Genomic DNA, 26501 nt, shown 5'->3' on the forward strand with positions numbered 1-26501 from the left:
GCAAGGAGTCAACAAATGCGCACGCTCAAGCTCGCTTCTCTGACAGCCCTCGCCGCCGGTGTGATGATGGCCGGCAGCGCCCTGGCCGACCCGATTACCATCAAGTTCTCTCACGTGGTGGCACCGAACACGCCCAAGGGCCAGATGGCCGAGAAGTTCAAGGAGCTGGTCGAGGAGAGTTCGGTCGGCGATCAGGTCGACGTCGAGGTCTATCCCAACTCGCAGCTCTACGGCGACGACCAGGTTCTCGAGGCGATGCTGCTCGGCGACGTCCAGCTGGCCGCCCCGGCGCTGTCCAAGTTCCAGAAGTACACCAAGCAACTCCAGGTCTTCGATCTGCCGTTCCTGTTCGAGGACATGGATGCCGTCGAGCGCTTCCAGGACAGCGAGACCGGCCAGAAGCTGCTCACCTCGCTGGAGCCCAAGGGGCTGATCGGCCTGGGCTACCTGCATAACGGCCTGAAACAGCTTTCCGCATCCGAGCCGCTGCGCGTGCCGGCCGATGCCGGCGGCAAGAAGTTCCGCATCATGACCTCCGACGTGCTCGAGGCGCAGTTCGAGGCGGTCGACGCCGCGCCGCTGAAGAAGCCGTTCTCCGAAGTGTTCATGCTGCTGCAGACCGATGCCATCGACGGCCAGGAGAACACCTACTCCAACATCTACTCGCAGAAGTTCTACGAGGTGCAGCCCTACATCACCGAGTCCAACCATGGTCTGCTCGACTACATGGTGGTCTCCTCGGCGCGCTTCTGGAACGGCCTGCCCGATGACGTGCGTCCGGTGGTCAAGGAGGCGCTCGACGAGGCGGTCGCCTACGGCAACGACATCGCCGCGCAGGAGAACCAGGACGCCAAGCAGGCGATCATCGATTCCGGCAAGTCCGAGATCATCGAGCTGACCCCCGAGCAGCGTCAGCAGTGGGTCGATGCCATGAAGCCGGTGTGGAGCCAGTTCTCCGACGAGATCGGCCAGGACGTGATCGACGCCGCCCAGGCCGCCAACGAGAACTGATCGACGACTCCTTGTCAGGCGATGGCGGGCCCGGGCCCGTCATCGCCGTCTTCGTTCGAGGTAAGACCATGATTTTTCGCTGGCTCAACAAGCTGGAAGAGGCGATCTTCTCGGCGCTGCTGGTGGCCATGGTGCTGCTCGCGGGCGTCGAGGTGTTCTATCGCTTCGTGCTCGCCGAGGGCATCAGCTGGGCCCAGGAGGGCTCGCTCTACCTGTCCGGCTGGTTCGTGCTGTTCGGCGCGTCATGGGGCGTCAAGCACGGTGCCCACATCGGCGTCGACGTGCTGGTCAAGAAACTGCCGCGCGCCGGGCGGCGTATCGCCACGCTGCTGGCACTGGCCATCTGTCTGGCCTATTGCGGCCTGCTGCTGGTCGGCAGCTACCAGTACCTGTCGCTGACCCGGATGATCGGTATCGAACTGCAGGACATTCCGATTCCCAAGTGGCAGGCCACGCTGATCCTGCCGATCGGCATGGGCCTGCTGGTACTGCGCTTCCTCGAGATCGGCTGGCGGGTGCTCAAGAACGAGGCCGACGGCTTCGGCTTCTCCGACGAGGGCGAGGAGAGCCTGCGTCTCGCCGAGCAGCGCGACGTCGAGGCCCATGACGCGGGCACCGCGTCCGATTCCGACAGGGAGGGCCGCTCGTGACCATCGCGACCCTGTTCATCCTGCTGTTCGTCGGCATCTTCCTGGGCATGCCGATCGCCTTCGCGCTGGGCTTTTCCAGCGTGACCACGATTCTGCTGTTTTCCAACGACTCGCTGGGTTCGATCGCCATCAAGCTGTTCGAGTCGGTCTCGCATCACTACACGCTGCTGGCGATCCCGTTCTTCATCCTGTCGAGCGCCTTCCTCTCGACGGGCGGGGTGGCACGGCGGCTGATCAACTTCGCCAACGACTCGGTGGGACACGTCAAGGGCGGCCTGGCGATGGCCTCGGTGATGGCCTGCATGCTGTTCGCCGCGGTGTCCGGCTCGTCGCCGGCCACGGTGGCGGCGATCGGTTCGATCGTCATCGCCGGCATGGTCCGCCAGGGCTACCCGGAATCCTATGCCGCCGGGGCGATCGCCAACGCCGGCACGCTGGGCATCCTGATCCCGCCGTCGATCGTCATGCTGGTCTATTCGGCGGCCACCGAGGTCTCGGCGGCCAAGATGTTCATGGCCGGGTTGATCCCCGGGTTGATGATGGGCGGTATCCTGATGCTCGCCATCTACGTCTCGGCGCGGCGCATGAAGCTGCCGGCGCTGCCGTTCCCGGGGTTCGGGGCACTGCTGCGTTCGGGGGGCAAGGCACTGGCCGGGCTGCTGCTGATCGTGCTGGTGCTGGGCTCGATCTACGGCGGCGTGGCCAGCCCCACCGAGGCGGCGGCGATCGCCGCGATCTACGCCTGGCTGGTGGCGGTGATCGGCTATCGCGACATGGGGCCGCTCAAGGGCATCCCCTGGAAACGGCCCGAGGAAAGCCTGGGCGCGGCCTTGCTGCGCGGCCTGTGGCAACCACCGCTGGCGCTGATCGGTTCGTTCGCCGATCGCGAGGTCCGGGCGGTGGTGCTCGACGGTGCCAAGGTATCGATGATGCTGCTGTTCATCATCGCCAACGCCATGCTCTTCGCCCACGTGCTGACCACCGAGCGGATCCCGCATCACATCGCCGAGGCGATCGTCTCCTGGGGGCTGCCGGCCTGGGGCTTTTTGATCGTCGTCAATCTGCTGCTGCTGGCGGCGGGCAACTTCATGGAACCGTCGGCGATCCTGCTGATCATGGCGCCGATCCTGTTTCCGATCGCCACCCAGCTGGGCATCGATCCGATCCACCTGGGCATCATCATGGTGGTCAACATGGAGATCGGCATGCTCACGCCGCCGGTGGGGCTCAACCTGTTCGTGACGGCGGGGATCACCGGGCGCTCGATCGGCTGGGTGATCAAGGCGGCGCTGCCGTGGCTGGCACTGCTGCTGGCGTTCCTGATCGCCATCACCTACATACCGGCGATCTCGCTGTGGCTGCCCAACCTGTTGTCGTGAGACCCGTGATGGACTGAACGACCCGCGCCCCCGCCATGAGCGGGGGCGCGGGCGTTCCGACGGTCACTCGTCGAGCCTTGTCCAGGCCCGTTCGAGATCGGCGCGCAGGTCGTCGACGGCTTCCAGGCCGGCGTGCAGGCGCAGACAGGGGCCGCGTCGCGACCAGCTGTCGTCGAGGCTGCGTGCGGCGGCGAGGTCGCAGGGCAGCGCCAGGCTTTCGAAGCCGCCCCAGGAGGAGCCGATGCCGAACAGCGCCAGACTGTCGACCAGCGCGTCCACTCTTGAGGGCGGGGTGTCGGCGGTGAATTCCACCGTCAGCAGGCCGTTGGTGCCGTCGAAGTCGCGTTGCCACAGGCCGTGACCGGGGTGCTCGGCGCGCGAGGGTTGGTGAACGCGTGCCACGTGCGGTTGGCTCGACAGCCAGTCGCCCAGTTGTCGCGCGTTGTCGGCATGGGTCGCCATGCGGCAGGCGAGGGTGCGCACGCCGCGCAACGCGAGGTAGGCGTCGTCGCCACCGATGCACTGGCCCTGGGTCGCGGCCATCTCGGCGAGGCGCCGGCCGAGTTCGCCGTTGGCGGTGACGCTGCCCAGCATCACGTCGGAGTGACCGACCACGTACTTGGTACAGGCCATCAGCGAGATCGTGGCACCATGTTCCAGCGGCCGCATGAGGAGTCCGCTGGACCAGGTGTTGTCGACGGCGAGGGGGATGTCGCGCTCGGCGGCCATCGCCGCCAGTGCGGGCAGGTCCTGCATCTCGTAGACCAGCGAGCCCGGTACCTCGGTGTAGATAAGTCGCGTCTCGGCACGCAGCCGTGTGCTCAGGTGCTCGGGGGTGCCGTCGAAGTAGTCGACGGCGATGCCCCAGGGGCGCAGCCAGCCTTCCACGATGCGGCGAACCGGTTGATAGACGCTGTCGGCGATGACGACATGGGCGCCGGGCTGCAACAGGGTCATGAAGACCAGGTTGATGGCGGCGACCCCCGAAGGCAGCAGTTGCGTGTGCTCGCCGTTCTCGAGCCGCGAGATGGCGTCTTCCAGAGCGTGGGTGGTGGGCGTGCCGCGACGGCCGTAGCTGAACAGCCGCTCGCCGTTGGCACGCCGCTGCTTGGTGTCGCGCATCTCGGCGAGCGTCGAGAAGGTCACGGTACTGGTGCGCACCACCGGCGGGTTGACCGGTGCCGGCCGCTGCCCGGGGCGCGCGAGATGAATCAGGTCGGTCGTAAGCTTCATGGCAGTCCTCGCTGGCGCACTCAGATCGTGAAGGTGGCGCGTTCCTGGGCGTCGAGCCGGTCGAGCAGGCCGGTCTCCCAGGCCAGATAACGGCGTGAGGCCTCCAGGTTGCCATCGTGGCGGTCGTGGACGAAGAACAGGAAGTCGATACAGTGCGCGTCGTCGGGTTCGTCGGGGGTGCGTGCCAGCGTGACGCCGGCGCTTTGCCAGTCGTCGAGGGCCGGCGCCAGCCAGCCGACGCGGGTGATCCCGCGCCAGGCGAGTTCGATGGCCAGGCAGGCGGCGCGCTCGGCATCGGCGACGAGGACGATGTCGCGCCGGGTGTCGATCTCGGCGAGTTGCTCGTCGAGCAGCGCGCGGTTGACCCAGCGCGCCCCGGGCAGGTGGCCGGCGCGATACTGCATGCCGGGCCGCGCGTCGAGACACAGTCTGGCCGGGTCCAGCGCCTCGGCGAGGTCCAGCGCCTCGGCGAGGTCGAGCGCCGGCGGCAGCAGGGGCAGGGCGGTTTCATCGCCGCGTCGCGAGAGGTTTTTCAGGGCCGGCCAGTGCGTGCTGCCGCCACGCAGCCAGGCGACCTCCTGGCCCATCAGGGCCAGCCAGTGTGCCACCACCGGCGCCCGGCACTCGTCGTCGTCGAGCAGCACCAGGCGGGCACGCTGGACCCCGACCCAGTGGTCGGTGGCCTGGATCAGCTGTCCGCCCGGTGCGTGGACCGCACCGGCGGGGGCGTCACGACGATGCTCCTCGGCGGTGCGCACATCGAAGACATAGGTGGTGCGGGTCTCGTCGGCGAGCCAGGCGTCCAGGGTCGCGGCGTCGATCGCCTGCGCCCCGCCGGATTCGGCGAGCCGGCGGGCGGCCGCACCCAGCTCGGTTCCGGCCACGATCTCGGCGGGATAGTCGCGCCGGCTGTCGTGTTCGAGCGATAGCCCGGCCAGCCGCCAGCCCTGAGTGCCGTTCTCGAGGGCGTAGACCGGGTTCTCGATGCCCAGCCAGCGCAGGGTCTGGGCGCCGATGATGCTGCGTGTGCGCCCGGCGCAGTTGATCACCACCGGGGTGGTGGTATCGCCGGCGAGCAAGGTGGGAAGGCGCTTGGCGAGTTCGCCGTTGGGACAGCAGATGCTGGCGGGGATGTTCATCTTGCGGTATTCGGCGACGGGCCGGCCGTCGATGACATGCACCGGCTTGCCCGTGCGCTGCCACTCGTCCAGCGTGGCGGCCGCGACCCCGGGGGTGTGGAAATGCTCGTGGACCAGTTCGCCGAACGTCTTGCTGACCACGTTGACGCCGGCGAACAGGCCGTAACCCGCCGCCTGCCAGCCCTGGGCACCGCCTTCCAGCCAGGCCACGTCCCGATAGCCGAGGTCGGCCAGACACTGGGCCGCCCGTTGCCCTCGGCCCTCGCCATGATCGTCCAGTACCACGATCGGCGCGGTGCGGCGCGGTACCAGACCACCGGCCAGTGCCTCGAGCCGGCTGAAGGGCAGGTTGACGGCGTGAAAGGGATGCCCCATGCCGTATTCGCCGAATTCACGGATATCGAGCAGGGCGATTTCCCGGCCGTCGTCGGCCAGCAGGCGCTTGAGCGTCCCGGGCGAGATGGCGTGCATCAGCGTTCCTCCGCCCGGCGCGTCTTCACGCCGATGTCCATGGTCCGGCAGGTTCCGGCCTCGAGGTCGAAGCTGGTACGGCCAGTGAGCGTCTCGAGGGCGCGGCCGTAGAGATGCAGGTGGCGGATCGGGCGGTCGCCGTCGATGCGCACCGAGTGAATGTCGTCGGCGAGCAGCGCGATGCCGCTACCGGGCCCGACGATGTGGCGCTCGGCTTCTTCCAGTCGTGCGCGGCCGGGCTGGCTGCCGTCGTCGAGCCGACGATACAGGGTATTGCACTCCTCGCCCTCGACCGCGGCGATGCAGGCCCAGGTGGTGTGGTCGTGGGGCGGAATGCGCTTGCCGGGACGCATGACGTTGAGATAGAGCGCGACGCTCTGGTCGTCGCCCTGATCGATCAGATAACGGGCCTGGTACTCGTCGGCGGCCGGCGGCGGGTAGTCGGTCTCGTTCCATAGCTCGTGGCGCGCGGCCAGTTGCTTGAGTGCGGCGAGGACGCTGTCCAGGGTGGCGCGGTCGACGGGGCGGTCGACGGGGCGGTCGGCGAGGGTCTGGCGAACGTGTCGCAGGGTCTCGGCGACGGCCTGCCGACGAGTGGCGGAAGCGGTTTCCATGAGCAGTTCCGTAGTTGGCGAAGTCGTCACTACGGTACTGCACTACACTTTATAATTATAATAAGCTTTTGGCGTCTATGTATAAACAGGATTTAAGTATATGCGCCACCTGGATCTCTCGCTGCTGCGCACCTTCGTGGCAATCTGCGACGAGGCGAACTTCGCCAAGGCTGCGCTCAAGGTGCACAAGTCGCAACCGGCCATCAGCCAGCAGATGGGCCGCCTGGAAAGCGAGCTGCAGGTGGCGTTGTTCGTCAAGCGCGGCCGTCAGAAGCAGTTGACGCCGGCGGGCATCCGGCTGGCCGAGTATGCCCGCCGGCTGCTGGCCCTGCACGACGAGCTGTGGGCGACCCTGCACGATCAGGAACTCAGCGGGCCGGTGCGCATCGGCGCGCCGGCCGACATCGCCGATACGGTGCTGCCCAACATCCTGCAGCGTTTCGCGCGGGCCAACCCCCGCCTGTCGATGGCGATTCACGTCGGTCGCAGTCCCGACCTGATGGACATGCTGTTCGCCGGCGAACTGGACCTGACCATCTCCACCCGGGCGGTGGCGGGGTATCCGCACCTGCTGCTGCGCAGCTCGCCGGTGGTGTGGATCGCCGCCAGCGACTACCGGCTCGATACCGCCGGCTCGCTGCCATTGGTGCTGGCCGACGAGCCCAGCATCTTCCGGCGCCTCGCCCTGGAGGCCCTGGATCGCCAGGGGTGCGATTACAAGGAAAGCTATGTCGCCCCCAATCTGGCGGGCATCAAGGCGGCGGTGCGCGCCGGGCTGGGCATCACGGCGCGCAGCATCGAGATGGTCACGCCCGAGTTTCGCGTGCTGGGGGAGCGCCAGGGGTTGCCGGCGCTGCCGGACGTCAACTTCTACCTCTACCTGCGCGACGACAACCCCAGCGAGGCGGCCAGCAAGCTCTACCAGCTACTCGCCAGCCAGGTCGGCGGGCGTGCCTCGTCGACCCAGGAGCCCGAGCCGGGGGCCTAGCCCCTGGCGGTGCGGCGCTGCAGCACATAGCGCTTGCCGAGCGGCCAGAGCAGAAATCCCAGCGTGAACAGCAGCATCGTCGCGCTCAGCGGCTGGGTGAAGAAATAGCTCGGCGAGCCCTGCGACAACGACATGCTCTGGAAGAAGGCGCGCTCGATCACCGGCGCGAGCACCAGGGCGAGGATGAACGGCGACAATGGCACCTGCATGCGGTTGAAGCCGAAGCCGATGACGCCGAAGGCCAGGGCGACCAGGATGCCGAAGACGCTGTTGCCGATGGCGAAGGCGCCGGTGAAGCACAGCCCGGCGATCGCCGCGGTCAGCAACGGCTGGGGAACGGCGCGGATCAGGTTGGGCACGATGCGCGCCAGCAGCAGGCCCACGGGGAACATCAGCAGGTTGGCGATCACGAAACAGATCACGATCAGGTAGGCGACGTCGGGGCTGTTGCTGAACAGGCCGGGGCCCGGCCGCAGGCCCTGGATCAACAGGGCGCCGAGGAACAGCGCCGAGGTCGAGTTGCCGGGGATGCCCAGCGACAGCAGCGGGACCATCGAACTCGAGACCACCGAGTTGTTGGCCGCCTCCGGCGCGGCGATACCTTCCGGGAGCCCCTGGCCGCAGCGCTCGCCGAAGCGCCGGCGGACGCGCTCGTAGGCCATGTAGATCGCGACCAGCATGCCCGCCCCGGGCAGGATGCCCACCAGGTTGCCGAGGGTCGTCGCGCTCAGCCAGGTCGGCAGCAGCCGGCGTATCAGGCCCCAGGGCAGCAGCATGTCGGTGAAGCGGATCGGACGCTGCCGGGACGCACTCGCGACCTCGTCGCCCGGCTTGGCGATGAGCATCTCGATGACCACGCTCAGGCCGAACAGGCCGATCAGGATCGGGGTCAGCGGCAGACCCTCGAAGAGCCAGAAATTGCCGAACGTGAAGCGCGGGAAGCCGGACTCGGGGCTCATGCCGATCATCGCCACCAGCAGACCGAGCAGGCACGACAGCGCGCTCTTCATGGCGTTGCCGGCGCCCATGCCGATCACCGTGGAAAGCCCCAGCACGCTCAGCGAGAAGTATTCGGCCGGCCCGAACTGCAGGGCATAGCGGGCCAGCAGCGGGGCGAAGAACAGCAGGACCAACGCCGAGATCACCCCGGCGAACGCCGAGCTGTAGGTGGCGATGCCCAGCGCTCGACCGGCCTCGCCCCGTTGGGTCATGGCATAGCCGTCGATGGCGGTCAGCACCGAGGAGGCGGTGCCGGGGATCTTCAGCAGGATGGCCGGGAAGGCGCCGCCGAAGCAGGCCGAGCAGTACACGCCCACCAGCAGCGGGAAGGCGATGTCGGAGGGCATGGCGAAGGTGACCGGCACCAGCACGGCCAGGGTGATGGTGTCGTTGAGGCCGGGGATGGAGCCGACGATCAGGCCGAGCGTGACGCCGGCCAGCAGACTCAGCAGCGGCCACAGGCTGATGGCGTGAAGGCCCGCTTGCAACAGGGCAGCATAATCCATGGAGTCGGTTCTCGTTGGGGACGGTCGGCCCGGGTCAGTCGAGGAAGAGACCGAAGACCGGCCCGGTCAGGGGAACGCCGAGCAGGCTGCCGAAGAGAACGCCCAGCCCGAGGGTGAACAGCAGTGCCACCAGGGCGAGCTTGGTGTTCGGCGTTTGGCCCATGAGCCAGGCGCAGCCGAAGAACAGCGCCCACAGGCCCGCATCGGCGCCCACGGCGGTGAACAGCCAGCAGGCCAGCGCGAGTATCGCCGCGCCCCGCAGCAGCCGCGTGGCGACGATGCCCCGGGTGTCGCTGGGGTGTCCGGGGAACAACCACAGCCCGATCGCGCAGGGGATCAGCAGCCAGCCCAGGATCAGCGGCACGGCGGCGGCCGAGTCCGGATAGTCGTCGGCCAGCGTCAGCACGCCGATCGCCAGGGCCAGGCAGAGTGCCGACAACACCCTGTCCAGCCAGTGGCCGGACAGGGGGGAGAGGCGCTGGCGAATCATGACTGGGTATCCAGCATGGGCAGCACTTTCTGCATCTTCTGGGCGGTGGTGTCGAGATAGCGGCTGAATGCCTCGCCATCGCGATAGTCGACCTTGTAACCGGCGGCGTTCATGCGCTCGACGAACGCCGGTGAGGTCAGCACCTGCTGCAACCGCGACTCCAGTTCGGCTTCGACATCGTCGGGCAGGCCTGCCGGGGCGGCGATGCCGCGGAAGGTGCCCCACTGGAAGTCGTCGCCGGTCGCTTCCTGGTAGGTCGGCACGTCGGGGGCGAGATCGCTGCGCTGGCCGTCCATCACGGCGAGGATGGTGATGTTGCCGTCCTGGGCGGGGCCGACGGCTTCGCCCAGCGACATGAAACTGACCTGGACGTGACCGCCCATCAGTTGCTGCAGCTGCATGGCGGCGCTGGCGTTGTGCACGAAGCGGAATTCGAGCCCCTCCTGCTGGGCCAGTGCCAGGGCCGCGATGTGGTGCGAGGTGCCGTTGCCCGGCGTGGCGACGCTGACGCCCCCGTCGGCGGCGGCGTCCAGGAAGTGCTTCAGGTCGCTCAACTCGCTGTCCGCGGCGGTGACGATCACCTCGGGGTCGAGGTTGTAGAGGGCCAGGGGCGTGAAGCTGTCGACCGAGTAGCTGACCGGCTTGGTCAGGGAGTTGTTGATGATCGACGAGGTCATGGCCAGCAGGGTATAGCCGTCCGCGGGGGCCGAGCTGACATACGTCTGGCCGATCACGGCGCCGCCGCCGGGCATGTTCTTGACCACGAACTTGTGCCCGTCGAACGCCTCGGGCGCGTTGTCGGCGATCAGCCGGCCGGTGACGTCGACGGCGCCGCCGGAGGCGAAGGGCACGATGTAATTGACGTTCTTCTGCGGGTAGTCGGCGGCCTGCAGGACACCGCTGGCGCTCAGGGCGACGATGGCCAGGGTCAGGCGGGCATTGATCAGGGGCATGGGTGGGTCCTTGGTTGTGTTGTGTGGAGAGGACGGATCAACGCTATCGCCGAAAAGTTATGTCATCAATTAAATAAATGGCAGAAAAATATAAACATTGTTTACCTCTCTGCCGCGGCCCCCTTGGCGGCCTGCCGCGGGTGGTCAGCCGTCGGTGTGTCGACTAGCCTGAGATCGCACACGCGATCACGAACCGGGAAGGAGGGAGACATGCGTTTGTCGCAATGGATGCTGGGCCTGGGGCTCGCCGCGCTGACCACGACCGGGGCCCATGCCGCGACCACCGTCGAGATGCATGCGGTCTCGGCCGACGGGGTCGGCGAGTCGATCGGCACCATCACCGCCGAGAAGACCTCGTGGGGTGTCGAGTTCACGCCCGACCTGAAGGGGCTGGAAACCGGCATGCACGGCTTCCACCTGCACCAGAACCCGAGCTGCGAACCGGCCGAGAAGGATGGCGAGACCGTTGCCGCGGCAGCAGCGGGCGGGCATTTCGATCCCGAGGAGACCGGCACCCACCAGGGGCCCTACGGCGAAGGCCATCTGGGTGACCTGCCGCTGCTCACAGCCGATGCCCAGGGCACCTCGACGACGCCGGTACTGGCGCCGCGGCTGACCATGGACGACCTGGCGGGTCATGCGCTGGTGATCCATGCCGGCGGCGACAATTACAGCGACGATCCGCATCTCGGCGGTGGCGGCGCGCGGGTCGCCTGCGGGGTGATCGAGACGACGCAGTAAGTCAGCGTCTCGCGCACCGCAACGACCCACGAACGGAGACGCAGCGGCCGGGCATTGCCCGGCCGCTTGGCGTTGCTGCGGAATCGATTCGCGGGGGATTCAGCCCTTGGGGTCGAGGATGCGCACCGGCTGCACGCTGTTGTCGTGCTCCTCCTCGCGCGGCTGGTTGACGCGGGTGCTGAGTTCCGGGGCGTCCTGCTCCTCGATCGGTAACTGCTCGAAGAAATCGCAGGCCACGCAATCCCGATAGCGGATGCCGTTCTGCTCCCAGGTGCGGACCCGGTCCATGGCGGCGCAGCGCGGGCAGATGGCACCGGCGATGAAGCGTTTCTGAACGGCCATGAGGCCTCCTCTATGACGTCGCCACGCCTCGCAGGGCGCGGCGGCTGGATGAATGACGCCGGTTCAGGCGGCGCGGATGCCGCTGTGGCGCAGCAGCGGCTCGACGCTGGGGTCGCGGCCGCGGAACGCCTTGAACAGCTCGGCGGCGTCGCGCGAGCCGCCCTGCTCGAGGATCTCCCGGCGGAAGCGCCGGCCGGTCTCGGGGTCGAACACACCGGCTTCCTCGAAGGCACTGTAGGCGTCCGCCGAGAGCACTTCCGCCCACTTGTAGCTGTAGTAGCCCGCCGCGTAGCCGCCGGCGAAGATGTGGCCGAAGCTGTTCTGGAAGCGGTTGAAGTCGGCCCGCGGGACCACCGAGTAGCGGTCGCGCACCGCGTCGAGCAGCGCCTGGATGTCGGCCGCCGAGGGGGATTCCAGTTCGTGGTGCAGGCGGAAGTCGAACAGCGAGAACTCGAGCTGGCGCAGCATGTCCATCGCCGACTGGAAGTTGCGCGCCGCCTGCAGCTTGCCGAGCAGGTCGTCGGGCAGGCGCTCGCCGGTGTCGACGTGGGCGGCGATCATGTCCAGCCCCTCGCGCTCCCAGCAGAAGTTCTCCATGAACTGGCTGGGCAGTTCGACGGCGTCCCAGGCCACGCCGTTGATGCCGGAAACGTCGGCGACGGTCTGGCGGGTCAGCATGTGATGCAGGCCGTGACCGAACTCGTGGAACAGCGTGGTCACCTCGTCGTGGGTGAGCAGCGCCGGCTTGCCGCCCACCGGGCGGGTGAAGTTGCAGGTCAGGTAGGCCACCGGCAGCTGCAGGCTGCCGTCCTCGCGCTGGCGCCGCACCCGGCACTCGTCCATCCAGGCGCCGCCGCGCTTGCCCTCGCGGGCGTAGAGGTCGAGATAGAAGCCGGCGATCGGCGTCTCGCCGTCGCGGATCTCGAAGTAGCGCACGTCGTCATGGTAGCGCGGGGCCTGGTCGTTCTCGACGAACTGCACGCCGTAGAGGCGCTCGGTGACCTTGAACAACCCGTCGATCACCTGGGGCACCGGGAAGTAGGGGCGCAATTGCTCCTGGGAGATCGCATAGCGCGACTCGCGCAGCTTCTCGCTGGCGTAGCCGACGTCCCAGGGCTCGAGATGCTCGAGGCCGAGCGACTCCTTGGCGAAGGCCTCGAGCTCGTTGAACTCCTCCTGCGCCTGCGGGTGCGCGCGCTCGGCGAGATCGCCCAGGAAGCCGAGCACCTGATCGGGGGTGTCGGCCATCTTGGTGGCCAGCGAGAAGTCGGCGTAGGTGTCGAAGCCGAGCAGCCGGGCCAGTTCCTGACGCAGGGCGAGGATCTCTTCCATGACCGGCGCGTTGTCGAACTCGCCGGCGTTGGGGCCGAGTTCGGAGGCGCGGGTGACGAAGGCGGTGTAGACCTCGCGGCGCAGCTCGCGGTCGGCCGCGTAGGTGATCACCGGGAAGAAGCTGGGGAAGTCGAGGGTGATCCGGTAGCCTTCGACGCCCTTGGCCTCGGCGTTGGCCGCGAGGGTGTCCAGCGCGCTCTGCGGCAGGCCGTCGAGGGCGGCCTCGTCGGTGACGTCCTTGTGCCAGGCCTGGGTGGCATCGAGCACCTGATTGGAGAAGGTGTTGGTCAGCTCGGAGAGCCGCGCCATGATCTCGCCGTAGCGACGCTTGGCATCGGCCGGCAGGTCGACGCCGGCGAGCCGGAAGTCACGCAGGGTGTTGTCGATCGAGCGCTGCTGGGCGGCGTCGAGCTCGGCGTATTCCGGCGAGTCCTTGAGTGCCTGGTAGGCGCGGAACAGGCCCTCGTGCTGGCCCAGCCAGGTGCCGTATTCGGAGAGCTTGGCCAGGCAGGCCTGGTAGGCGTCGCGCAGCGCCGGGTTGTTCATGGTGCCGTTCAGGTGGGAGACCGGTGACCAGGCCTGCGAGAGGCGGTCGTTGAGCTCTTCCAGCGGCAGGGCGAGCGATGCCCAGGTCGGCGTGCCGTCGGCGGCGCGCTCGGCGATGCGTTCGATCTCGGCGCGGTTTTCGTCGAGGATCTGCTCGATCGCCGGGACCACGTGTTCGGGCTGGATCTCGGCGAAGGGGGGCAGGGCATGGGGTTCGAGCAGGGGATTGCGGGACATAGACGGAAATCCTTGTCGACAACGAGCGTTGGGCCATAGATGCGGGCAGGTCGGCGGGCTTTCAACGGGCGACGACGACACGTCCAGGTGCATTGGCCGCCGGGGGCGGGCCTGCTAGTCTTGCGCCTTTCGACAAGCACGCATCGCGACGGGCGGGCATCGGTCGTCGGCGCCAGATTTAAGGATAGGGGATCATGAACGAAACGCTGGAGCGCTGGAGCACGCGGCGTGCATTTATTTTGGCGGTCACCGGCGCCGCCGTGGGCCTGGGCAACATCTGGCGCTTTCCCTACGTGGCGGGCGAGAACGGCGGTTCGGCCTTCCTGCTGCTCTATATGCTCTTCGTGGTGCTGCTGGGGCTGCCGGTGATGATGGCCGAGATCCTGATCGGCCGCGCCGGGCGGCGCAGCCCCATGCAGTCGCTGGGCCACCTGGCCCGGGAGGCCGGTGCCTCGCCGCACTGGCGCTGGCTGGGGCTGTTCGGGGTGATGACGGTGTTCTTCATCCTGTCGTTCTACTCGGTGGTCTCGGGCTGGTCGATCGAGTACCTGGTGGAGTCGATCAACGGTAATTTCGCCGGCGGCACGCCGCAGGCGATCGGCGCCAACTTCAACGGCTTCCTCGCCGATCCGCTGCGCATGACCTTCAACCATACGCTGTTCATGCTGCTGACCATGTCGGTGGTCGCCGCGGGCATTGCCGGCGGGCTGGAGAAGCTCAACAACCTGCTGATGCCGCTGCTCTACCTGTTGCTGATCGTGCTCGCCGTCTATGCCACCACCACGCCCGGCTTCGGCGAGGCGATGGCCTGGCTGTTCACCCCCGATCCGGCCGCGGTCACCCTCGGCGTGGTCCTCAACGCCATGGGGCATGCCTTCTTCACCCTGGCGGTGGGTGCCTGTGCCCTGATGGCCTACGGCGCCTACATGCCGGACCACCAGAGCCTGCCACGGGCGGTGGCCGCGGTGGCGCTGCTCGACGTGGCGGTGGCGCTGCTCTCGGGCATCGCGATCTTCTCGGTGGTGTTCTCGCAGGGGCTGGATCCCGCCGAGGGGCCGGGGCTGATGTTCGTCACCCTGCCGATCGCCTTTTCCGAACTGCCCGGCGGCTCGCTGTGGCTGGCGGTGTTCTTCCTGCTGCTGCTGCTGGCTACCTGGACTTCGTCGATCAACCTCGCCGAGCCGATCGTCGCCACCCTGCAGGGCGCGGGGCTCAAGCGTGGCCGGGCGGCGGCGCTGGTGGGCGTCGCGGTCTGGGCGGTGGGTCTGCTGTCGGTGTTCTCGTTCTCCACCATGGCCGACGTCCACTGGATCGGCGAGATGAATTTCTTCGAGCTGGTGACCACCGTGCCGCTGGATCTGTTCCTGCCGATCGGGGGCCTGCTGATCGCGATCTTCGCCGCCTGGGTGATGTCCGCCGGGACCGCCGAGCGGGCGCTCGATGCCGGGGCGACGGGGTTTCGCACCTGGCGCACCCTGGTGCGCTTCGTTTCCATCCCGCTGGTAGTGGTGGTATTGCTGTCGGGACTGTTTTGATCCTGTCTGATCGCGGCCCGGCGTGGCGTTTGCCCGGCGGGCCCCCTGTCCCGGAGGTGACCCCATGAACCTGAGACCCTTCCAGGGCCACACGCCCCGCCTGGGCGAGCGCGTCTACCTCGACCCGGCCTGCGTGGTGCTGGGCGACGTCGAACTGGGTGACGACTGTTCGGTGTGGCCGATGGCGGTGATCCGCGGCGACATGCATCGCATCCGTATCGGTGCGCGAACCAGCGTGCAGGACGGCAGCGTGCTGCATATCACCCATGCCAGCGACTTCAATCCCGACGGCTTCCCGTTGACCATCGGCGACGACGTGACCATCGGCCACAAGGCGATCCTCCACGGCTGCAGCGTGGGCAATCGCGTGCTGGTGGGCATGCACGCCACGGTGATGGACGGCGTGGTGGTCGAGGACGAGGTGATCATCGCCGCCGGCGCGGTGGTCACGCCCGGCAAGCGCCTGGCCGGCGGCCACGTCTATGCCGGCAACCCGGCCAGGGCGCTGCGTCCGCTGAAGGACAGCGAGCGGGCCTTCTTCACCTATACGGCGGGCAATTACGTCAAGCTCAAGGATGCCTATCTGGCCGAGTCGCCGACGTCCTGAGCCGGTTTTTCGCGAGCGCTCATCTTGTCGCGGAGTGAGCGGCCAACTGTTTGTTTTTTCTGGCCACCTTGGGCGATAATCTGGATTTACATCCAGTAATCGGGGCGGGCGCGCGTGGCCGACTTCAAGACCCATCTCAGTGTCGCCGTGGCCGGCGGTGCCCTGCTGGCGGTGAGCGGCTGGCAGGCGGCGCTATGGTCGCCGCCGGAGGGCGCGTCGCTGGCCGCTCTGACCGCCTTCGGCGGCATCCTGCCGGACATCGATTCCGACCATTCCCACGCCATTCGGCTGATCTTCAACCTGTTCGCGCTGATGGCGGTGGTTGCCGGGGCGTTGTGGCTGCAGGCCCGGGTCAGCCCGGCGCTGCTGCTGGTCGGTTGCGGCGGGCTCTATCTGGCGGTGCGCTACGGTGCCGGGGCGGTCTTCCGGCGCTTCAGCGTGCACCGCGGGATCTGGCACTCGTTGCTGGCGATGGCGCTTTGCGGTCTGGCCACCACCGCGCTGAGCTATCAATGGCTGGCCCAGAGTGCCTGGCAGGCCTGGGCCCAGGGGCTGGCGCTGGTGTTCGGCAGCGTGATTCACCTCGCGCTCGACGAGCTCTACAGCGTCGATCTGGTCGGCTCGCGGCTCAAGCGCTCCTTCGGTACCGCGATGAAGCTCTTCGACTACCGCGAGCCGGGCAACTCGATGGTCATGCTGCTGCTCGGCGTGGGGCTGGCGCCCTGGCTGCCGCCCTGGCAGTCGCTGGTCGAGCTGCTGGCTCAGGGCGCCCGCTTCTGGCAGTGAGCCGGCTCACTCGCCGGCGCTGCGCTGGCGGAAGTCCTCGGCGCGCAGATCGTACTTCTTGAGCTTGTCGTAGAGGGTCTTGCGGGGCAGCCCCAGGTGCTCGCAGACCGCGTTGACGCGACCGTGGTGGTTGGTCAGCGCCTGGCTGATCAGGCTCTTCTCGAACAGCTCGACCTGCTGCGGCAGGGTCATCTCGCTGGTGGCGGCGTCGCTGCCCTCGAGCAGCCGGTCGAGCCGGTAATCGTAGGCCGCGCCGATCAGCACGAAGCGCTCGGCGAGGTTGCGCAGCTCGCGGACGTTGCCCGGCCAGTCGTGGGCCATCAGCGTCGACACGCCGCCGGCATCGAGCGGCGGTGCCTCGAGGCCGCTGCGGTTGGCGGCGACCACCGCGAAGTGCTGGAACAGCAGCGGCACGTCCTCGCGGCGTTCGCGCAGCGGCGGAATCGGCAGGGTCACGACGTTGAGCCGGTAGTAGAGATCCTCGCGAAATTCGCCGCGCTCGGCGGCCGCCCTGAGATCGACCTTGGTCGCGGCGATCACCCGGATATCCAGTGGAATCGGCCGATTGGAGCCCAGACGCTCGATGGTGCGCTCCTGCAGCACACGCAGCAGCTTGACCTGCAGCGACAGCGGCATCGACTCGATCTCGTCGAGGAACACGCTGCCGCCGCTGGCGTGCTCGAACTTGCCGATGCGCCGTTCCACCGCGCCGGTGAAGGCGCCCTTCTCGTGACCGAAGAGTTCCGATTCGATGATGTTCTCGGGCACCGCGCCGCAGTTGATGGCGACGAACGGCTGGCCGCCACGGCTGCTGCGTTCGTGCAGCGAGCGTGCCACCAGGTCCTTGCCCACCCCGGTCTCGCCGAACAGCAGTACGTCGGTCTCCACCTGGCTGATTCGCTGCAGCATGGTCGTCAGGTGCTGCATCGCCGGCGTGCGCCCGACGATACGCGGCCCCGGTGCGGCGCGCTGGGCGTCGAGTTCGGCCTTGAGGTGGCGGTTCTCGAGACTCAACCGGCGCTTGTCGACGGCGCGGCGCACCACCTCGGCGAGCCGCTCGCCGGCGAAGGGCTTCTCGAGGAAGTCCCAGGCGCCCTCGCGCATCGCCTCCACCGCCGTGGAGATGTCGCCGTGACCGGTGATCAGGATCACCGGCAGGTCCGGGTCGCGGCGGCGTACCTCGCGCAGCAGTGCCAGGCCGTCCATGCCCGGCATGCGGATGTCGCTGATCACCACGCCGGGGTAGTCCTCCTCCAGGGTGGTCAGGGCGCTCTCGGCGTCGCCGACGGTCTGCGGGCGGTAACCGGCCAGTTCCAGGGTCTGGCTGGCGGTGATGCGCAGGTGTTCCTCGTCGTCGACGATCAGTACCGGGGCCGCGTCCGGCTCATGCATGGCGCTTCTCCTCATGGGCCGCGATGCGCGTCGCGGACTCGGTGCTCGATGGCGGCGCGCAGGCCGGCAGTGTGATGGTGAAGCGCGCGCCGCCGCCGGCGACGTTGGCGGCGGTGAGCCGGCCGCCCAGGTCGTCGATGATGCGCGCCGAGATCGATAGCCCCAGCCCCAGCCCCTTGCCGGTGGCCTTGGTGGTGAAGAACGGCTCGAAGACCCGGCCCAGGTGGTCTTCGTCGATACCCGTGCCGTTGTCCTCGACCTCGATGCGTACCTGGCCGGCCTGGGTCGTGATGCGCAGGGTGAGCCGCGGCGAGGCGACGTCGGCCATCGCCTGCAGGGCGTTGCCGATCAGGTTGACCAGCACCTGCTCGAGGCGCACCAGATCGGCATGGACCCAGACATCGCCGGCCGGCCAGTCGCGTACGACCTCGACACCGGCGCTGATCAGGCGGGCACGGTAGAGGCGCAGGGCGTAGCCGAAGCCGGCCTGCACCGACACCGGGGCGAGGCTGTCGCCGCTCTTGCGCGAGAACTGCTTGAGCTGGGCGCTGATCTCGGCCATGCGCGCGGTGAGCTCGACGATCTGGGCGAGATTGGCGCTGGCCGCGTCGCTGCGCCCGCGCTCGATGAACGCCTGGGCGTTCTCGGCATAGGCGCGGATCGCCGCCAGCGGCTGATTGAGCTCGTGGTTGATGCCCGCCGCCATCTGCCCGAGTACCGCCAGCTTGGCGGCCTGGATCAATTCGTCCTGGGCCTGGCGGAGGCTAGCCTCGGCGCGCTTGCGCTCATCGATCTCCGACGACAGTCGGCGGTTGGAGGCGAGCAGGTCGCGGGTGCGCTCCTCGACGCGCTGCTCGAGCTGATCGCGGGCGCGCGCCAGGGCCTGCTCCTGGGCCTTGCGCTCGCTGATGTCGAAGACCGTGGCCAGCCAGCGCTGGCCGTGGGGGCTGATCAACTGGCTGACGGTCAGCTCCAGCGGCACGCGCTCGCCACCCGGGCGCAGGGCCAGGACCTCGATCGCCGGCGACTGACGGGTGTGACGCAAGGTGGCGATACTGCGCGCATCCGCCGGCGAGAGCAGTTCGGTGAGGTGACGACCCTCGACGGCTTCCGGGGCGTGGCCGAACAGTGCCTGGGCGGTGGGATTCAGATAGGTGAGGGCGGTGTGTTCGTCGAGCACCAGCAGGCCGGCCCGGGTGCGGTCGATGATCCCGCGAACCCGCGCCTGGCCTTCGGCGAGGGTCCGCCGCTCGCGGTTGGCGAACAGTTCGCGTTCGCGGCGCAGCCGCCAGCGCTGCCAGCCGATGCCGCCGGCCAGGATCACCACGCCGTAGAGCCCCGCGGCGAGCATGCCGGCCTGCCATTCGGCGCTCTCCAGCGAGGTCAGGGGCTTGAGCATGCGCATCTCCCAGCCCTGCTCCGGGAGTTCGCGGGTCACCGTCAGGAAGCGCTTGCCGGCCAGCGGGCCCGACGCGAAGCTCACCAGCCGCGAACCGTCGGCGCGCCGGCCCAGCGACTCGACGGGCAGCACGGGCAGTTCGGTGCCGTCATAGCGGCGGACCGCGCGCAACTGTGCCCGGACCTCGGGGGCGAGCGGGGCGAGGCTGGTCAGACGCAGGCCGGGCTGGCTGGCCATGAACACCACGCCGTGCTCGTCGCTGATCAGCAGTTCACCGTTGAGGCTGGTCCAGTTCTCCTCGAGCGGGGCGATGAGCACCTTGACCACCACCACGCCGAGGATGTGTGTCTCTTCGTCGTCGTTGACGCGTACCGGGGCCGAGAAATAGTAGCCGCGCTCCCCGGACTGGGTGCCCAACCCGTAGAAACGGCCCTCGCGGCCCTGCATGGCATCCAGGAAGTAGGGGCGGAAGCCGTAGTTCTGACCGACGAAGCTGTGCGGCAGGTTCCAGTTGCTGGCCGCCAGGGTGGTGCCCCGGTCGTCGAGCAGGTAGATGTCGGAGACGTCGGCGATGGCCCGGAAGTGATCGAGCATGAGGTCGAGGGTCAGCACGGCCTGGGGGGCGTCGGGGTGGGCCAGGGCGTACTTGACCGCCTCGCGGCTGGCCAGCAGGCGCGGCAGATAGTCGTGACGCGACAGATAGGCGGAGACGCCGGCGGCCGACAGGCGCAGTTCGTTGCGCCCCTCGTTGTAGAGTGAATCCAGCGCCTCCTCGCGAGCCAGCACGACGGCCTGCCAGACGCTCAGCGCGAGTCCCAGCGGTACCAGCAGTACCAGCAGGCGTCGCCAGCGTCTGGGCAGCCGGGTCGCTTGCATGCGGGGTCCTCCCTCGTGGCGCGACGACGTCGCGTCAGTCGTCGCGCTCGGGCAGCGCCTGGGCGCGCCGCAGGGCCCGCTGGGCGCGGGTCTCGGCGCGTTCGAGTTCGAGCAGCCCTTCCTCGACGAACACCAGGTGCTCGTGGGCCCGCGAGCGGGCGTCCTCGGCGCGTCCCTCGAGGATCGCGTCGAGCAGGGCACGGTGCTGGCGCATCAACTTCTCGCGGGAACCGGGTTTCTCGAACAGGTGGGCGAGGTTGGAGACGATGCTCTTCTCGAGCAGATGGAAGATGCCGCGAATGGTATGCAGCAACAGCACGTTGTGCCCGGCCTCGGCGATCGCCAGGTGAAAGGCGGCGTCCGCCTTGGCCTCGCGGTTCGGGTCGTCCTTCAGGTCGGGCTGGGCGTAGGAGTTCTCCAGTTCCTTGAAGCGGCGGATCAACAGCTCCTTGTCGGCGGGGGTGGAACGCAGCGCCGCATAGTAGGCCGAGATACCCTCGAGGGCATCGCGGAACTCCAGCAGATCGAGGTGGAACTCGCCGTGACGCGAGAGCATTTCCAGCAGCGGATCGCTGTAGCCGCTCTTGAGTTCCTCGCTGACGAAGGTGCCGCCGCCCTGGCGGCTGTGCAGCAGGCCGCGTGCCGAGAGCTTCTGGATCGCCTCGCGCAGCGACGGGCGCGACACGCCGAAGCGTTCGGCCAGTTCGCGCTCGGGAGGCAGGCGTTGCCCCGGCGCCAGGCTGCCTTCGAGGATCATTGCCTCGAGGCGCTCGGTGATGACATCGGCGATGCGCGGCTGTCGGACCGGCTGGTAGACCATGGCATATTCTCGTGAAAGACCGGGTGGCTTGACCGTGTCGTCGCGGCGGTCGTGACAAATTGTGTCAAAGGCGGGACAGGGCGGCTAACAACAAATTGGTTTTACCAATATTGGTCTTCCGGGAACCGGCTGGCAATGCCGGGATGACGGGATTTTCGGGTGTGGCGACAAGGTCTTGAGTACCCGCATTGGCCGATGCATACCAAAGTATAAGAAGATTTTACCCGGCGTGGAGCGCATCGGATTTGACTCTCGCCTAGCCTTGGCCATAAGGTTCTGAATCTTGGATTGTCAATTGGTTTTACCAATTTACCGAGCTGTCTCCTTCCCGGGCGTCAGCCTGGCGGATTCGGGAGGCGTCTCGCCGCCACTTGGCCGCTTCACGCCCGGCAGGCACGTCGTGACGGCCGCCGTTCGTTCAACCTCGCACAGGGCACGCCATGATCGTTTCCGCGTCCACGGACTACCGCCAGGCCGCCAAGCGCCGCCTTCCCCCCTTTCTTTTCCACTATGCCGACGGGGGCGCCTACGCCGAGCACACCCTGCGGCGCAACGTCGAGGATCTCGCCGAGGTCGCGCTGCGCCAGCGGGTCCTGAAGGACATGTCCTCGCTGTCGCTGGAGACCGAGTTGTTCGGCGAGCCCCTGGCCATGCCCGTCGCCCTGGCCCCCGTGGGGCTGACCGGAATGTACGCCCGGCGTGGCGAAGTGCAGGCGGCGCGGGCGGCGGCCGGCAAGGGCATTCCCTTCACGCTGTCGACGGTGTCGGTGTGTCCCATCGCCGAGGTGGCGTCGGCCATCGATCGGCCCATCTGGTTCCAGCTCTATGTGCTCAAGGATCGGGGCTTCATGAAGCATGTGCTGGAGCGGGCCAAGGCGGCCGGTGTCAGGACGCTGGTCTTCACGGTGGACATGCCCGTGCCGGGTGCCCGCTATCGCGACGCCCATTCCGGGATGAGCGGCAAGCACGGGGCGCAGCGGCGTATCCTTCAGGCGATGACGCACCCCCGGTGGGCCTGGGATGTGGGCGTCCAGGGGCGTCCTCACGACCTGGGCAACGTCTCGGAGTATCGCGGCCATCCCACGGAGCTCGAGGACTACATCGCCTGGTTGGGCGATAACTTCGATCCGTCGATTTCCTGGAAGGACCTGGAGTGGATTCGCGAGTTCTGGGACGGTCCGATGCTCATCAAGGGCATCCTCGACCCGGAGGATGCCCGTGAAGCCGTACGCTTCGGCGCGGATGGCATCGTGGTGTCCAACCATGGCGGGCGTCAGCTCGACGGCGTTCCCTCCACCGCGCGTGCCCTGCCGGCCATCGCCGATGCGGTCAAGGGCGACCTGGCGATCCTGGCCGATTCCGGCGTGCGCAACGGCCTGGACGTCGTGCGGATGATCGCCATGGGGGCCGATACCGTGCTGCTGGGGCGGGCCTTCATCTATGCGCTGGCCACCGCCGGCGAAGCGGGCGTCAGCCACCTGCTCGAGCTGTTCGAGAAGGAGATGCGCGTGGCGATGACCCTCACCGGGGCGCGCAGCATCGCCGACCTGGGCCCGGATTCGCTGGTGTCCGGCATCGCCCGGGGCGGGGAATGAGCGCCAGGGCCGCCTCGTCGCGAGCGGTGGTGATGGGGCATCATGCCGATGGGGTGTCACATGATTGAGGAGGGGATGATGGGCGACGCGACGCTGTTGCTGTTCGATGCCGGGGGCGTGCTGGTCGACTGGCGGGGCACGTCCGGCCTGGTGGAATTGACCGACGGGCGTCTCGATCATGAACAGGCGCGGCGCTTCTGGATGGGCTTCGAGGCGGTGGTGCCGTTCGAGACCGGCGATGACGACGGCTCGCGCTTCGCCCGGGCCGCGCTCGAGGCGCTCGAACTGGACATGACGCCGACGGCCTTTCTCGAGGTCTTCGATGGCTGGATGCAGGGGCCCTATCCCGGGGCGCGCGAGCTGGTCGAGAGCATCCGTCCTGCGTATCGCCGCGCGGTGTTGAGCAACACCAACCCCGTGCACTGGCCGCGGTTGATCGACGATTACCATTTCGGAGCCCCCTTCGAGCGCGCCTTCGCTTCCCACGAGATCGGTGCGCGCAAGCCCGATGCCGACGCCTTCGAGATCGTCTGCGAGGCGCTCGGCGTGGCGCCGCGGCAGGTGCATTTCTTCGACGACAATCCCGAGTGCATCGAGGCCGCCCGCGAGCTGGGCATGGCGGCCACCCGAGTGCAGGGGCTCGACGAGTTGCACCGGGCCCTGGCCGAACTCGGCGTGCTGTCCCCGTCTTCCACCCAGCGAGGTTCGCGATGAGCGCCGTCACCCCGTCCGCCCCCGCCATGAAGGCGCCCTATCGAGCGCTGCTCGATGCCCTGCGCGACAGCCTGCCGGCCGAGTGCCTGATCCACGACCCGCTGCGCCTGCTCGCCTATGGCACCGATGCCAGCTTCTATCGACTGGTGCCGCAACTGGTGGTGCGCCCGCGCGACGAGGCGGAACTGACCACGGTGCTGCGCGAATGTCACGCCCGGGGCTTGCCGGTGACCTTCCGTGCCGCCGGCACCTCGCTTTCCGGGCAGGCGCTGAGCGACTCGGTGCTGATCCAGCTCAACCAGGGCTGGCGCGATCATCGGATCCTCGACGAGGGGCGGGCGATCCGTCTGCAGCCGGGTGTCATCGGCGCCCGCGCCAACGCGCTGCTGGCGCCGTACGGACGCAAGATCGGCCCCGACCCGGCGTCCATCGGCAGCTGCATGATCGGCGGCATAGCCGCCAACAACGCCTCGGGGATGTGTTGCGGCACGGCGCAGAACAGTTACCGCACGCTGCGCAACCTGCGGGTGATCCTCGCCGACGGCACCTGCCTGGACACCGGCGACGCGCAGAGCGTGGCGGCGTTCCGCGCGTCTCACGGCGCACTGCTGGCCGAACTCGAACGTCTGGGGCGCGAGACCCGCGGCGATAGCGAACTGGCCGAGAAGATCCGTCACAAGTACCGGCTCAAGAACACCACCGGCTATGCCCTCAACAGCCTGGTCGACTACACGGATGGGCTCGACATCCTCTGTCACCTGATGATCGGTTCCGAGGGGACGCTGGGCTTCATCAGCGCGATCACCTACGACACCGTGCCCGACGAGCCCGAGAAGGCCGCGGCGCTGGCCTTCTTTCCCGACATGGCGACCACCTGCCGGGCGACCATCGCCCTGAAGGCCGCGCCGGTCTCGGCCGTGGAGCTGATGGATCGCGCCGCGTTGCGCTCGGTGGCCGATCAGCCGGGCATGCCGGAAGCGCTGGCGACGCTCCCCGAGGGGGCCGCGGCGTTGCTGATCGACGTGCGCGGCGACGATGAGGGCGCGCTGGGCGCGCGCATCGAGGCGGTGCAGGCGGTGCTGGCCGAGGTGGCCACCGTCGAGCCGGTGACCTTCACCCGCGATCCGGCGCGCTACGCGCTGTACTGGAAGATCCGCAAGGGGCTGTTCCCCGCGGTGGGGGCGGTGCGCGACGTGGGCACCACGGTGGTGATCGAGGATGTCGCCTTTCCCGTCGAGCGTCTCGACGAGGGCGTGCTGGCGCTCACCGAAGTATTCCGGCGCCACGGCTACCACGAGGCGATCCTGTTCGGTCACGCGCTGGAGGGCAATCTGCACTTCGTCTTCCCCCAGGGCTTCGAGAAGCCGGGCGAGGTCGAGCGCTACCAGGCGCTGATGGACGAGGTGGCACAGCTGGTGGGTGTCGAGTATGGCGGATCGCTCAAGGCCGAGCACGGCACCGGACGCAACATGGCGCCCTACGTCGAGCTGGAGTGGGGCGAAAGCGCCTACCGCCTGATGTGGTCGATCAAGGCGCTTTTCGATCCCGATAACCTGCTCAATCCCGGAGTGATCCTGAGTCGCAACCCGACCCAGCACCTGGAGAACCTCAAGCCACTGCCGGCCGCCGACCCGCTGGTCGACAAGTGCATCGAGTGCGGTTTCTGCGAATCGGTGTGTCCGTCGCGGGCGCTGACCCTGACGCCCCGGCAACGCATCGTGGTGCGCCGCGAGATGGCGCGACTCGAGGCGCTCGGCGAGCGGCGCGATGCGGCGGACGAACAGCAGCTCGCGACGTTACGTGACGGCTATGCCTACGACGCCATCGAGACGTGCGCCGCCGACGGGCTGTGTGCGACCCAGTGCCCGGTGGGTATCAACACCGGCGACCTGGTGCGCGAATGGCGCCACGCGCACAACGCGAACCAGGCCGGCTTGGCCCGGCGGGTGGGAACTCACTTCGCCGGGGCCACCCGCGCCGCCCGTGGCGTGCTGGGCATGGCCGATGGCGCTCATCGCCTGCTGGGCACGTCGTCGATGAGCCGCATCACCGGTACGCTGCGCCGCGTCAGCGGACGGCGCCTCCCGCAGTGGCTGCCGAGCCTGCCGGCGCCGGCAGCGGTGCGCGTGATCGAGCAACCGCGCGGTTCGCGAGGGGGCGCCGGCAAGGTGGTCTATTTTCCGAGCTGTGCCACACGGGTCTTCGGCCCCATGCGGGGCGACGACGAGCAGCGCTCGGTGATGGCGATCACCCTGGCGCTGCTCGACAAGGCGGGGTTCGAGGTCATCGTGCCGGACGCGCTGAATGACCAGTGCTGCGGCATGGCCTTCCAATCCAAGGGCCAGTTCGAGACGGGCGAGCGCAAGGCCGAGCAGCTCAACCGGACACTGCTGGCCGCCAGCGAGAACGGGCGCCATCCGGTGCTGTGCGACACCAGTCCCTGTACCCTGCGCATGACGGAGACGCTCGATGACCGCTTGAGCCTGCACGAGCCGGTGGGCTTCGTGCTCGAGCGGGTACTGCCGCGGCTGTCGATCACGCCCAAGCGCGAACGCATCGCCGTGCATGTCACCTGCTCGAGTACCCGCATGGGGCTGGGCGACAGCTTCGTCGCCCTGGCCCGGGCCTGTGCCACCGAGGTCGTGGTGCCGCCGGACATCACCTGTTGCGGCTTCGCCGGTGACAAGGGGCTTACCACGCCTGAGCTCAACGCCTCGGCGCTTGCCGGTCTGGGCGAGGCGGTCGCCGGGTGCGAGGTCGGCTATTCCAACTCGCGGACCTGCGAGATCGGCCTGTCCGAGCATGGCGGGATTCCCTATCGGTCGATTCTGGCGCTGGTCGACGAGGTGAGTCGGCCCCGTGATGCGGTTGGCGCCGAATCGCTGGCCGAAGGCTGAGGCGGGTCCGACCAATCATTCCGACCTTGGTCGCAAAAAAGGGCTTGCAACAGGCCGGGCTGATCCGTAAAGTACGCATCCGCTGCCGACGACGGGACACGTCACCGGCGGTGACGGGAGAAGCAAGTGACTGTTTCTTCGAGGGTTTTGGAAAACGGCGGTGAACAAATCGCTTGCCGGATCGCCTCGAAGGCTGTAGACTTCGCTCCCACGATTCGCCGGCCTTTCGGGGTCAGCGGTCAAGCGCGG

22 protein-coding genes are annotated in these 26501 nt (G+C 68.0%); 11 read left to right on the plus strand and 11 right to left on the minus strand.

What is annotated here, in order from left to right; translation table 11 throughout:
* The first annotated feature begins 15 nt into the window (after window positions 1–15).
* From KGR00_RS13845 to KGR00_RS13855, 3 genes are all read left to right on the plus strand, one after another.
* Window positions 16–1011 (plus strand): TRAP transporter substrate-binding protein, encoded by a 996-nt coding sequence (locus KGR00_RS13845; RefSeq protein WP_129140972.1) that lies wholly within the window; start codon window positions 16–18, stop codon window positions 1009–1011.
* A gap of 68 nt (window positions 1012–1079) precedes the next feature.
* Window positions 1080–1661, plus strand: a complete 582-nt coding sequence (locus KGR00_RS13850; protein ID WP_224418216.1) for a TRAP transporter small permease — start codon at window positions 1080–1082, stop codon at window positions 1659–1661.
* Window positions 1658–3040 carry a TRAP transporter large permease gene (locus KGR00_RS13855; protein WP_224418215.1) on the plus strand — a complete coding sequence of 461 codons (1383 nt, stop codon included), beginning with the start codon at window positions 1658–1660 and terminating at the stop codon, window positions 3038–3040. Before KGR00_RS13850 ends, KGR00_RS13855 begins: the two co-directional genes overlap by 4 nt.
* Before the next feature lie 63 nt (window positions 3041–3103).
* Here KGR00_RS13855 and metC read toward each other — a convergent pair whose 3' ends face one another.
* From metC to KGR00_RS13870, 3 genes are read right to left on the minus strand one after another with little or no spacing between them, the layout of a single operon-like run.
* Window positions 3104–4273 carry a cystathionine beta-lyase gene (metC, locus tag KGR00_RS13860; RefSeq protein WP_224418214.1) on the minus strand — a complete coding sequence of 390 codons (1170 nt, stop codon included), beginning with the start codon at window positions 4271–4273 and terminating at the stop codon, window positions 3104–3106.
* 20 nt (window positions 4274–4293) lie between these two features.
* The gene (locus tag KGR00_RS13865; RefSeq protein WP_224418213.1) at window positions 4294–5883 is read right to left on the minus strand and encodes a rhodanese-like domain-containing protein; all 1590 of its coding nucleotides are present in this window, start codon (window positions 5881–5883) and stop codon (window positions 4294–4296) included.
* Window positions 5883–6497 (minus strand): cysteine dioxygenase family protein, encoded by a 615-nt coding sequence (locus KGR00_RS13870; protein ID WP_224418212.1) that lies wholly within the window; start codon window positions 6495–6497, stop codon window positions 5883–5885. The genes KGR00_RS13865 and KGR00_RS13870 overlap by 1 nt, the downstream gene beginning before the upstream one ends.
* A gap of 100 nt (window positions 6498–6597) precedes the next feature.
* On the opposite strand from KGR00_RS13870, the gene KGR00_RS13875 reads away from it, so the two are divergent.
* Entirely contained in the window at window positions 6598–7485 is an 888-nt protein-coding gene (locus KGR00_RS13875; RefSeq protein WP_224418211.1) for a LysR substrate-binding domain-containing protein, read from the plus strand.
* On the opposite strand, the gene KGR00_RS13880 is transcribed toward KGR00_RS13875, so the two are convergent.
* From KGR00_RS13880 to KGR00_RS13890, 3 genes are read right to left on the minus strand one after another with little or no spacing between them, the layout of a single operon-like run.
* A complete protein-coding gene (locus tag KGR00_RS13880) occupies window positions 7482–8990 on the minus strand; it encodes a tripartite tricarboxylate transporter permease (protein ID WP_224418210.1) in 1509 nt (502 codons plus the stop codon). The genes KGR00_RS13875 and KGR00_RS13880 overlap by 4 nt on opposite strands.
* A gap of 34 nt (window positions 8991–9024) precedes the next feature.
* Complete coding sequence (locus KGR00_RS13885) at window positions 9025–9480, minus strand: hypothetical protein (protein ID WP_224418209.1); 456 nt, start codon at window positions 9478–9480, stop codon at window positions 9025–9027.
* The gene (locus KGR00_RS13890; RefSeq protein ID WP_224418208.1) at window positions 9477–10433 is read right to left on the minus strand and encodes a tripartite tricarboxylate transporter substrate binding protein; all 957 of its coding nucleotides are present in this window, start codon (window positions 10431–10433) and stop codon (window positions 9477–9479) included. The genes KGR00_RS13885 and KGR00_RS13890 overlap by 4 nt, the downstream gene beginning before the upstream one ends.
* 210 nt (window positions 10434–10643) lie before the next feature.
* Here KGR00_RS13890 and sodC point away from each other — a divergent pair, with 210 nt between their 5' ends.
* A complete protein-coding gene (sodC, locus tag KGR00_RS13895) occupies window positions 10644–11174 on the plus strand; it encodes a superoxide dismutase family protein (protein ID WP_224418207.1) in 531 nt (176 codons plus the stop codon).
* A gap of 99 nt (window positions 11175–11273) precedes the next feature.
* On the opposite strand, the gene KGR00_RS13900 is transcribed toward sodC, so the two are convergent.
* Window positions 11274–11516: a YheV family putative zinc ribbon protein gene (locus KGR00_RS13900; protein ID WP_224418206.1), complete on the minus strand. Its 243-nt coding sequence runs from the start codon at window positions 11514–11516 to the stop codon at window positions 11274–11276.
* 63 nt (window positions 11517–11579) lie between these two features.
* Window positions 11580–13631 (minus strand): oligopeptidase A, encoded by a 2052-nt coding sequence (gene prlC, locus KGR00_RS13905; protein ID WP_224418205.1) that lies wholly within the window; start codon window positions 13629–13631, stop codon window positions 11580–11582.
* Between the two features lie 194 nt (window positions 13632–13825).
* On the opposite strand from prlC, the gene KGR00_RS13910 reads away from it, so the two are divergent.
* From KGR00_RS13910 to KGR00_RS13920, 3 genes are all read left to right on the plus strand, one after another.
* Window positions 13826–15166, plus strand: a complete 1341-nt coding sequence (locus KGR00_RS13910) for a sodium-dependent transporter (protein ID WP_129140984.1) — start codon at window positions 13826–13828, stop codon at window positions 15164–15166.
* 64 nt (window positions 15167–15230) lie between these two features.
* Entirely contained in the window at window positions 15231–15773 is a 543-nt protein-coding gene (locus KGR00_RS13915) for a gamma carbonic anhydrase family protein (protein ID WP_129140985.1), read from the plus strand.
* Window positions 15774–15887: 114 nt separating this feature from the next.
* Complete coding sequence (locus tag KGR00_RS13920; protein WP_129140986.1) at window positions 15888–16559, plus strand: metal-dependent hydrolase; 672 nt, start codon at window positions 15888–15890, stop codon at window positions 16557–16559.
* Between the two features lie 6 nt (window positions 16560–16565).
* Here the strand turns inward: KGR00_RS13920 and KGR00_RS13925 are convergent, their stop codons facing one another.
* From KGR00_RS13925 to KGR00_RS13935, 3 genes are read right to left on the minus strand one after another with little or no spacing between them, the layout of a single operon-like run.
* Entirely contained in the window at window positions 16566–17951 is a 1386-nt protein-coding gene (locus tag KGR00_RS13925; protein WP_224418204.1) for a sigma-54 dependent transcriptional regulator, read from the minus strand.
* Window positions 17944–20226, minus strand: coding sequence for an ATP-binding protein (locus KGR00_RS13930; protein WP_224418203.1), 2283 nt, complete (start codon window positions 20224–20226; stop codon window positions 17944–17946). The genes KGR00_RS13925 and KGR00_RS13930 overlap by 8 nt, the downstream gene beginning before the upstream one ends.
* 34 nt (window positions 20227–20260) lie before the next feature.
* Entirely contained in the window at window positions 20261–21046 is a 786-nt protein-coding gene (locus tag KGR00_RS13935; RefSeq protein ID WP_129140989.1) for a GntR family transcriptional regulator, read from the minus strand.
* Between the two features lie 440 nt (window positions 21047–21486).
* Between KGR00_RS13935 and lldD the strand changes: the two genes are divergently transcribed.
* From lldD to KGR00_RS13950, 3 genes are read left to right on the plus strand one after another with little or no spacing between them, the layout of a single operon-like run.
* The gene (gene lldD / locus KGR00_RS13940) at window positions 21487–22641 is read left to right on the plus strand and encodes an FMN-dependent L-lactate dehydrogenase LldD (RefSeq protein ID WP_224418202.1); all 1155 of its coding nucleotides are present in this window, start codon (window positions 21487–21489) and stop codon (window positions 22639–22641) included.
* Window positions 22642–22701: 60 nt separating this feature from the next.
* The gene (locus tag KGR00_RS13945) at window positions 22702–23355 is read left to right on the plus strand and encodes an HAD-IA family hydrolase (RefSeq protein WP_224424444.1); all 654 of its coding nucleotides are present in this window, start codon (window positions 22702–22704) and stop codon (window positions 23353–23355) included.
* Window positions 23352–26252, plus strand: a complete 2901-nt coding sequence (locus KGR00_RS13950; protein WP_224418200.1) for an FAD-binding and (Fe-S)-binding domain-containing protein — start codon at window positions 23352–23354, stop codon at window positions 26250–26252. Before KGR00_RS13945 ends, KGR00_RS13950 begins: the two co-directional genes overlap by 4 nt.
* Window positions 26253–26501: the final 249 nt, after the last annotated feature.

Source organism: Modicisalibacter sp. MOD 31.J, from assembly GCF_020147985.1.
In the GTDB taxonomy this organism is placed as follows: Bacteria; Pseudomonadota; Gammaproteobacteria; order Pseudomonadales; family Halomonadaceae; genus Modicisalibacter; species Modicisalibacter coralii.